Genomic DNA, 8,745 nt, shown 5'->3' with positions numbered 1-8,745 from the left:
CCTCGGGCCGGGGGCTTCGCCATGCCTGCGAACAGGCGTGCCGACGGGGCCCCGGCAGGCCCGTGAACGAGGGGTGAACCCGGTGGTGACGGCGGCCGGGCGATCATGGCGGCGCCCAGCAGGCCGCTCGGCCGCTTACGAGCCCCTCGACCACGTCCGGTCGTGGGCCGGGTCCGCAGGCCCGGCGGCGAGCGGAGTCGATCGTCTGCCGCAGGGCCGTGTCCACCTGCGGCAGCGGTCCGCCTCGGGTTCGGACGGGCGGACCGGGGCGCTGTGGTCAGGGGATGTTCGGGTGGGGGGTGCTGGGTGTGGTGTGGCCGGTGGGGGGTGTCTCGGTTCCGGGCTGGGCGATGGCAGAAGCGGCGGTGGCCTGGGCGGGCTGCGCGGCCTGGGCGGCTTCGGCGGGGGTGTCGGGCGGGGTGTCCTCGTGCAGGGCCCGTGTTTCCGCCTTGAGGATGCGCAGGGACTTGCCGAGCCCGCGCGCGGCCTCGGGGAGCTTCTTGGAGCCGAAGAGCAGCACGATCACGGCGAGCACGACGATGAGGTGCCAGGGTTCCAGGCCGTTGCGGAGCATGGGCGTCTCTCCTTGACTGTCGGACCGGAAGGGGTGGGGTGGTCGGCGCGGGAGGCGGTCGCCCCGGGCTCCCGCGCCGACCGGGGTGTCAGGGGCGGGTGAGCTCGGTGAGGGTGCGCGTCTGGGTGTGCTGCACCACACCGTCCCGGTTGATCCACTTGGCGGTGAGCGTGGCTGTGGGCCCGGTGGTATCGGCCTCCAGCTTGAGGAAGGTGTACGGCTCGGCCTTGTTCCACTTCAACTCTGGGGGAGTGTCGGTGTGGGTGCTGCCGGCTGTGATGCGGTGTATGGGGCTGGTGACGTACTCCCACAGGTCGTAGCCGACCTGGATGTTCCCGTTGTTCAGGGCGCGGGAGACGTGGATGTCGCCACTGACCAGGACGCAGCCGCTGATCCTGTTCTGCTTGATGTAGTTGAAGATCGCGTCCTTGTCGACCTGGAAGGTGCCCCAGTGGTCGTTCTCACCGCCCACCTTCTTGTACCAGGTCATTCCCGAGGCGAGGACCTTGAAGGTGGCGGTGCTGGCGCTCAGCGCGTTGAACAGCCATTCCTTCTGGACCTGTCCCATGCAGACCCTGTTGGTGAGGTCGCCGTTGACGTAGTTGGAGAACCACCTCGGGTCGATGAGGAACACCTCGATCGGGCCGCGCCGGAAGGAGGTGTAGACGCCCTCGCCGGCGGTCCGGCTGGTCAATGAGGTGCCGTTGGTGGCGTGGCCGAAGGTGGCGTTGGCGCGGTAGTCGACGAACGCCTGACGGTAGTTGCCCTTGCTCGGCACGGTGTTGCCGAAGCCGTTGTTGGCGCCGAAGTCGTGGTCGTCCCATGTTGCCCAGACCGGTATCGACCTGGCCATCTCCGCGAGCTCGGGCGAGGCCAGGAATTCCCGGTGGTGCCCGCGCACCACGCTCAGACTCCCCACGGCGGCGCCGGGAATGGCCCTGTGTCCGCCGTCGGCGTACGGGGTGTCACCGAGCATCACGAAGCCGTCGCAGCCCTCGGTCGTGACCCGCTTCCACAGGCTGTTCGGCATGGTGTGCGCGCAGGAGCCCATGCCCAGGGTGACCTTGGCAGCCGTGCCCGCCACCGGTGCGGTCCTGAACGATCCCTTCATCGGGACGGACGGGGGGTTGGGCGCCGTAGAGGTGATTTCGTAGGTGTGCGATGCGTTCGCCTGCAGGCCCGTCACGTCCACCAGGAGGGTGTTGTCGTTGGCGGTCGAGATATCCGCGGTGACGGTCTTCACCACGACCCCGTTGGCCTTCACCTCGCACTTCCAGGTCGGGTAGAGCGCCGGGTCCACGCCCGGCCGTGCCCAGAGTCTGGCGGTGGTCTCGCTCACGTGGCCCACGAGCGGGCCGGCCTGGGACGACAGCGTGAATTTCACGACAGCCGCGGTGCCGCCCTTCGCCTTCTGCACGTATCCGGTCAAGGCGTTGAAGAACTTGCGGCTGTCGTCGATGGCGACCGTGGACTGGATCGGCTGCCCGGCCGCGTCGTAGCACTTGTCGATGATGAGGCTGGAGATCAGGTACCTGCCCTTGCCCACGACCTCCGTGTCGCTGGGCACGTCGATGTACGAGTTCCTGCCCTCCAACAGGGCCGCCGGGAAGCCCGCTGCCCCCGGCGCGCAGGCGAGGAGCACGCGCATCTCCTTCCAGGCACCGAGCGACTCCCAGCTGGTAAAGACGGAAACCTGGGTTCTCGGATCCTCGGGGGTCGGTGTCCTGGGGTGCGTGCTGTTGCGTCCGGTGAGCACCTGGCCGGAGGTCACCGGTAGCGCGGACACCAGCGGGTGGGCGGTGTCCACCGGGTAGATCGTGCTGAAGTCGGCGTCGGTGCGCACCGCGTACGGCCCGCTCGTGCCCCACCGCCAATTGACGTTCGGCAGATAGGGGACGCCCTTGCCGGGCACGTCGGGCTGGGCGAGGTCGAGCACCACCCCGCCGTTTTGGACGAACGTCTGCAACGACCCGGCCTGAGCCTGCACGTAGTTGCGGTAGTGGGGGCCCTCGCTGGCGAAGCTGCCGAAGGCGATCAGGTCCACCCCCTGCGCGTCCGCCGCCACGGCCGGGTCCAGATCGATCACGGTGAAGCCGGCGTTCTCCAGCAGGATGCGCAGCCCCTTGGCGTGCGTAAACGGGTCGACGTACTCCAGCACCGCCGCGCGCAACGGCGTCGCTGCGGCCGCCGGGGAGGCGCCGATGGTGCCGGTCATGGCGCTGCCGGCGGCGACCGTCGCCGCGCCGACGCCCAGCAACTGCACCGCCTTCCGGCGGCTGATCTCGGAGCGGATGTGATCGGACGGGGCGGGGGACGAGTCGTCCATCGTCTTCTCCTGACGTGAGAGGTCTCGAGCGATGCCGGAGAAACCACGGCCCTGGAAAGGGCGTGGTCGAGCTGGGGTGGGGTGGGTACGGGCAACCCGACTGGTGGGGGTCGGACCGTGCGCGGCACGCGGGGCGGCTCCCTGCGCCTGGGTGGGGGCGTCGTAGGTCGGCCGGACCGGAGTCTGCAGCCGCTTCGGTGGGCCGGTACAGAAGTAGGCCGGAACCGGTGAAGCGGGGCGGGGTTAATGAGTGGAACTACAGCGGCAGCGCAACGGCGGTGTCAATACTCCCGCACCGAATAACCGTGGGTGGAATCGTGCGGAGGGGTGATATACGGGCCGGGTGAACGGGGTGGGCTGTCGTGCCGGTTCTTGATCCGGTCAGCGGCGATTCCTCCGGGGGCGGGGCGTTCCCCGAGGAATTCGTGACGGATCGCCCGGGTGGGCGAGGAGCTACGAGCCGCCGCTCGAAGCGGTCGGCCCATGAGGAGCCGAGTGCAGCCAACTTCCCAGGCAGTCACAGGTGTTGGGTTCCATCGCAGCCTCGGCCCGGCCGGCATTCCACCTCCACGCTCCTGCGGTGTCGCGACGTCTCGGCAGCGTTCGCGTCTCAATTTCTGAGTGACCGTCAGACAGGCGCCGGTCGACTTGACACAGGTGTCACGCAACCGAAATCCACGGGTCACATCCGGGATTTCTCATGGCCGTCCATGAGGGCGCGGGCACGGTGTGTCGCCCATACGAATCCGTTATCCGCCCCATCAGTATTTCGGGTCTTGTCGCCGCTCCCCCACCGGCCGACCATCGGATCCCACGCTCCCGGGACAGGAGCGCCGCAGTGCTGCCGTCGCACCGAGGATTCGGGGCGTTCCGTCGACTCGGCGGGGCGGCGGCGGCACCGCACACCACCCTCGGGACCACTCGGAGGCAGGCCGCCATGGCCGTCGCCCGTCCACACACCGAACACCTTCGCCCGGTGCGGGGCCGTGACCGCCCGTGAGTACCACCATGCGGAGCGCACCCACCGAACAGTGCGGCGCTCTTCCCCGGTCACCGAGGCGGGAGGCCGCGCGGCGGCGTTCGACGCCGCCACGGACTCGCCGGACGGCAGGGCCGCGACCCTGCGCAGCGCCGGCACGGCCGCCTGGGCAGCCCAGCGGGCACCGGGCCGGGAACGCCGGGAGTTCGAGGCGCGGGAGGAGGACAGGGCTCAAGTGCCGCGGTGTGCCACCGCCCGCGGGGAGCTCCCCCGGACGGATCGGAACAGGTATCCAGGCAGGTGATTCTACGCTGCCCCGAGGTCCCGGCGGGGCCAAGAATCGGATACGCCCAACACACGGGGACCGCGTACGAGGCCCCGGCGAATCCGCCTCGGCTCCCTACCCGGATCAGCCGTTCTCCTCGGCCCGGTGCCCACGCGGCCGCCGCAAGAACCCACCACACCGACAGTCCGGAAGTCCCCGACGGGGGCGATCCGGAACCGTTTACTCAAGGACTGGGAACATCATGAATCCGCCTTCCCCGAGCGCTAGATCCAGTGTCTTAAGACTGCTGCTCATGTCCCTGGCGACAGCTCTCCTTGCCGTCGGTGTGTCCGTCACTCCCATGGCAAGCGGCACGGCACACGCCACGGAGTTCCTGGGCAACCCCTGCCCGGCGTCGGAGAGCATGTACTGCACGCGGCTGTACTTGAAGGAGGGCTTCACGCTGAGTGTGGATACCCAGCGAAGCGCGTTGAACCAAGTCAGGTTGGCCCGGGTCTACGGCAGCTCGAACACGGCCTGGCGCCTGACTCCGAACTGGCAGGACGGAACTTTCCGGATCCAGAACGTGTCGCTGGGCACGTGCCTGACGGCCGGAGGCTTCTGGAACCAGGCGCCGGTGTCGTTGCTGTCGTGCGGTTCCACCAGCACCTGGCAGGACTGGATTGCCCATCCCACGCCCACCGGGTTCATGTTCAAGAACGTGGGCACATCGATGTGCCTCGCTCCCTACAAGTCGAAGGTTTCCCCCGGGACACCGACCTGACTGACCGGCTGCGACGGAAAGGAGGAGCAGTCGTGGAAGGTCCCCTTCGGTGACGAGCAGTCTCCCGTGCGCGGACCGCGGGAACTTGCCCTGACATACGCGACCAAGATGTGCCAGAAGTACAAGAATGAATGCTCATGGGACATGGAATCGGAATCCCCCGCGGAAATGCTGCCGGACTCCTGCGCGTCGGACGCCTGGTTCAACGAAAACGGCTACCCGGATGGCGTTACCCATACGTTTTCGGTACTCAGGACGAACGGATGGTCCCACGAACTGGGCAGTGAAGTTGAGCTTGGACTGGAGACCGGCGCACTGTCATCACTGATTGCCAAGGTCACCGTCAAGGTGAAATTCACCTTCAAGAAGACCTGGTCCGGCTCGGAAGCCGTGGGGAACCAGGTCACCGGCAAGATACGTCCCGGGGAATACGGCTGGGTCACGCTCTCCAGGGCCGCCACCAAGATCACCGGGACCTGGACGTTCAGCCGCAGTCATCTCCCCTGGACGGCCAGGGACACGATCGCCATGCCCGTGACGACTTCCGACGACGGTCGGCCCACCCTCTACACCGTCCAGTCGTCCCCGAACCCGCCCATCTGCAAGTAGGACCGCAGGCACCGGCAGCCGCCGAACAGCCCCGATCTGCCGGGACGGCCCACAGGCCGTCCCGGCAGCCCGGCGCGCACCCGTCGCAACGCAGCGATTCCGCGCACGCATCGGGGCACGTCACCGCACCCGCCCGTGCCGCGCGCCCCGACCGGCGCGCGGCGGGGGCGACGGGGGGCGACGGGGCACGGGTGGAGGCAGCGTCAGGCTCGGACCGGACGCGGCGGCGTCACGGTGCGTACAGGCTCGGGAGGTTGACCACGATGGCCTCCTGGGTACTGCGGGCGATCACCACCACGGCCTCCACCTCGGGGTCCGGGTTCTCCTCGCGGTGCGGGACGAACGGCGGCACGAAGATGTAGTCGCCCGGGCCGGTACGCAGCCGGATCTCCTCGGGCGTGCCGGAGGAGTCGTCGACGAACACGAACTCGGGGTGCCCGCTGACGATGTGGATGGCGGTCTCGGACTCGCCGTGGTGGTGGTCCGAGGACGCGGTCGAGGGCGCGACGTGGGTCTGCCCCATCCACAGCTTCTCCGAGCCCACGGTCCGTCCGCTGATGGCCGCGAAGCGCCGCATGCCGCCGGTCTGAGCGGTGTCGCCGTCGAGCTCGCCCGCCCGGATGTGGTGCAGCCGGGCCCGCAGGCCGGTACCGGGAGCGGCGGTCCCGCCGTCGTGCAGGTGCGGGTGGAAGCCGGTGCCCGCCTGGGTCACCACGGGCGCCTGCGCCGAGGCCTCCTCGGAGCACTCGGCCGGGGCGGCCGGGTGGTGGTGCGGCGGGTGGGCGGTGGACATGGCGGCTCCTGGGTCGGGGTCGGGGATGGGGATGGGGACGTGGTGGCGGGTTGCGGACGCGACGAGGGGCGCGGGCGGGGCGGCGGCGAGCCCGCACCGGCGGTGGCCGCGGGACGGCCAAGTGCCTGGGCACGGCGGTGGCCCGGAGTCCGGTGCGACGTACCGGCCGGGTTCGGACGCTAGGCCCGGCGGCGAAAGGATGTCAAGAGGTGTCCTTTCCCGCCGCACGCTCCGCGCCATGCCGGACCACGGACCGGACAACCGACCGGACAAGGGACTTGAGCACGGCCGCAGCCGGGGGATACTCGGCCCATGCATATCTCCGCCAAGGCGGACTACGCCGCTCGGGCTCTGGTCGAGCTCGCCTGCGACACGTCCCGCCCGCTGACCTGCGAGACCATCGCCGCCTCCCAGGGCATCCCGTTCCGATTCCTGAAGTCCGTGGTGGGCGAGCTACGGCGGGCCGGGCTGGTCCGCAGCCAGCGCGGCTGCGAGGGCGGTTACTGGCTGGGCAGGGCCGCCGCAGAGATCACCCTGCTGGACGTGGTCCGAGCGGTCGACGGCGAGGTGATTACGCTGCGCGGCGAACCGCTGGCCGGGCTGGACTACCCGGGGCCGGCCCGGGGGCTGCCCGCCGTGTGGCGCAGCGTGGAGGACCGCGCCGTGGCAATCCTGACGGAGACCACCGTGGCGCACCTCGTGGGCACGGCCCGGCAGGTGGCACCCGCATGACGCGGCCGGCGGGCGGTGGCGGTACGACGGGCGCGGAAGGCGCGGCGACGGTACCGGACGCGGCGGACGCCGTTGTGGAGATCGCCGAGTTCACCGATCCGATGTGCCCGTGGTCCTGGGGCGCCGAGCCGCGGTTGCGGCGGCTGCTGCGGGTGCTGGGCGAGGGGGCCAGGCACCGGCGGGTGTTCGGCGTCCTGTTCGACGAGGACGACGACCCGGCGCCGGATCCGGCGGCCGAGACCGCCTGGTACGCCCGGTACGTCGCGGAGATCGCGACGCACACCGGCGCTCCGCGCGCGGAGCGGCTGCGCTGGGTGGCGGCCAGCAGCTGGCCCTCCTCGCTGGCGGCGGCGGCCGCCGAGGCACAGGGGCCGCTGGTCGGCGAGCGGGTGCTGCGCCGGCTGCGGGAGAGCGCCTTCGTGCTCGGCGAACCCGCGGACACGCCTGAGCGGGTCCTGGCTGCGCTCGCCGGGGTGCCGGGTCTCGACGAGGCCCGGCTGCGGACCGCGCTGGCCGATCCGGCGGTACGCGAGCGGGTGCGGCGCGACCGCGCCGAGGCGCGCCGGCCCCGGCCGGAGGTGGTCGGGCTGCACGGGCCGGGGCCGCACCCGGGGGCGGCCAAGGAGACCGGGGAGGGCTACCGCTACGCGCTGCCGACGCTGGTCTTCAGCGGTCCGGCCGGGTGCCGGGTGGTGCCGGGGTGGCGGACGGTGGAGGAGTATCTGGCGGCGGTGGTCGCCGTGGCACCGGGGCTGTGGCCCGGTGCCGTGCCCGAGCCGACGGCGGCGGAGCTGTTGGAGCGCTACCGCAGCCTGGTCGAGGCGGAGTTGGCCGGGGCCGCGGGGCCGCTCCCCCGGGGCGCGCGGCGGGTGGCGACCGGGCACGGGGTGCTGGTGCTGCACCCCGACGAGCGTTCGGGTCCGGCCTGGGAGTCCGTCCGGCGGGCCGGCGGAGCGGGCTGAGCGCCGCCCGGGCGGCTGCGGAGAGGGCTGCGTGTTTCCGGGACGGGTCGGCGCGTCGGGCGGGCCATCCACGGTTCGAGACGGGCGGCCCGCCCGGCGTCCGGTCCGCGAGACGTCGGCGCGTTGTCACAGCGGGCGGCGGGTGCGGCGCTCCGTACCGGCGGGGCACCGGCCGTTCGCGGGCGATGCGGCGGCGCGCCGTGAACGGCGCGTTGAGGGGGTGTTGCAGCACCGCCGCCACAAACAGACACCTTTTGGTGTCCATTGACAGCAGGCCGCCGACCTGGCCAGGATGTGCCCCATGAACCCCACGCACCGCGTCACGGTGCGCCGCTACATGAGCCACCGACGCGCCGGCAGCGACCTCTGTTGTTGACCGCGTCCCGGCCCGGCGGCGCCCCCGCCGCCGAGTCCCGCCCAGGCCGTATCGGCCGGTAGCGCCGTACCACCGAAGCCCCCGGCCGCGCCGGGCCCGGTCCCGTACCGGCGCACCGCGGTTCACCGCCGCGCGCAGCCGGCACCCCGCCGCCGGGCCACCGGCCGCCGGTAGCCGCGCGATCCGGCGAGCGACGCATCGCACCCCACCGCGGCAACACCCACCGCAGCCGCACCCCATCGAGCCACCGCACGCCCACCGTCGGCCCGGCCACCCCGCCGCGCCCGGCCGTCCCCATCTGCCGCGAGCCCCACCCCCGACCCGCACGCCGGACCCGCGTGCCGG

General features: G+C 71.3%; 7 protein-coding genes. 4 read left to right on the top strand and 3 right to left on the bottom strand.

Annotated features, from left to right (window positions below; translation table 11 throughout):
* Positions 1 to 277: 277 nt before the first annotated feature.
* Positions 278 to 574 (bottom strand): Sec-independent protein translocase subunit TatA, encoded by a 297-nt coding sequence (gene tatA, locus ABZY91_RS10510; protein ID WP_355401399.1) that lies wholly within the window; start codon positions 572 to 574, stop codon positions 278 to 280.
* Between the two features lie 88 nt (positions 575 to 662).
* Positions 663 to 2,900 carry an alkaline phosphatase D family protein gene (locus ABZY91_RS10505; protein WP_355401397.1) on the bottom strand — a complete coding sequence of 746 codons (2,238 nt, stop codon included), beginning with the start codon at positions 2,898 to 2,900 and terminating at the stop codon, positions 663 to 665.
* Positions 2,901 to 4,457: 1,557 nt separating this feature from the next.
* On the opposite strand from ABZY91_RS10505, the gene ABZY91_RS10500 reads away from it, so the two are divergent.
* The gene (locus ABZY91_RS10500) at positions 4,458 to 4,928 is read left to right on the top strand and encodes a ricin-type beta-trefoil lectin domain protein (protein ID WP_355401395.1); all 471 of its coding nucleotides are present in this window, start codon (positions 4,458 to 4,460) and stop codon (positions 4,926 to 4,928) included.
* A 144-nt stretch (positions 4,929 to 5,072) separates the two neighbouring features.
* Positions 5,073 to 5,537: a hypothetical protein gene (locus tag ABZY91_RS10495; protein ID WP_355401394.1), complete on the top strand. Its 465-nt coding sequence runs from the start codon at positions 5,073 to 5,075 to the stop codon at positions 5,535 to 5,537.
* Positions 5,538 to 5,766: 229 nt separating this feature from the next.
* On the opposite strand, the gene ABZY91_RS10490 is transcribed toward ABZY91_RS10495, so the two are convergent.
* Positions 5,767 to 6,330: a cupin domain-containing protein gene (locus ABZY91_RS10490; protein WP_355401392.1), complete on the bottom strand. Its 564-nt coding sequence runs from the start codon at positions 6,328 to 6,330 to the stop codon at positions 5,767 to 5,769.
* 312 nt (positions 6,331 to 6,642) lie between these two features.
* Here ABZY91_RS10490 and ABZY91_RS10485 point away from each other — a divergent pair, with 312 nt between their 5' ends.
* Entirely contained in the window at positions 6,643 to 7,062 is a 420-nt protein-coding gene (locus tag ABZY91_RS10485; RefSeq protein WP_355401390.1) for an Rrf2 family transcriptional regulator, read from the top strand.
* Positions 7,059 to 8,024, top strand: coding sequence for a DsbA family protein (locus ABZY91_RS10480; RefSeq protein ID WP_355401388.1), 966 nt, complete (start codon positions 7,059 to 7,061; stop codon positions 8,022 to 8,024). Before ABZY91_RS10485 ends, ABZY91_RS10480 begins: the two co-directional genes overlap by 4 nt.
* The last annotated feature ends 721 nt before the right edge of the window (positions 8,025 to 8,745 follow it).

Origin of the sequence: Kitasatospora sp. NPDC002965 (assembly GCF_040611255.1) — a bacterium.
In the GTDB taxonomy this organism is placed as follows: Bacteria; Actinomycetota; Actinomycetes; order Streptomycetales; family Streptomycetaceae; genus Kitasatospora.
This window is presented reverse-complemented; position numbering and strand designations above follow the sequence as displayed.

Coding starts and splice junctions, on each gene's coding strand:
- tatA (WP_355401399.1), bottom strand. CDS start 574: ATGCTCCGCAACGGCCTGGAACCCTGGCACCTCATCGTCGTGCTCGCC.
- ABZY91_RS10505 (WP_355401397.1), bottom strand. CDS start 2,900: ATGGACGACTCGTCCCCCGCCCCGTCCGATCACATCCGCTCCGAGATC.
- ABZY91_RS10500 (WP_355401395.1), top strand. CDS start 4,458: ATGTCCCTGGCGACAGCTCTCCTTGCCGTCGGTGTGTCCGTCACTCCC.
- ABZY91_RS10495 (WP_355401394.1), top strand. CDS start 5,073: ATGGAATCGGAATCCCCCGCGGAAATGCTGCCGGACTCCTGCGCGTCG.
- ABZY91_RS10490 (WP_355401392.1), bottom strand. CDS start 6,330: ATGTCCACCGCCCACCCGCCGCACCACCACCCGGCCGCCCCGGCCGAG.
- ABZY91_RS10485 (WP_355401390.1), top strand. CDS start 6,643: ATGCATATCTCCGCCAAGGCGGACTACGCCGCTCGGGCTCTGGTCGAG.
- ABZY91_RS10480 (WP_355401388.1), top strand. CDS start 7,059: ATGACGCGGCCGGCGGGCGGTGGCGGTACGACGGGCGCGGAAGGCGCG.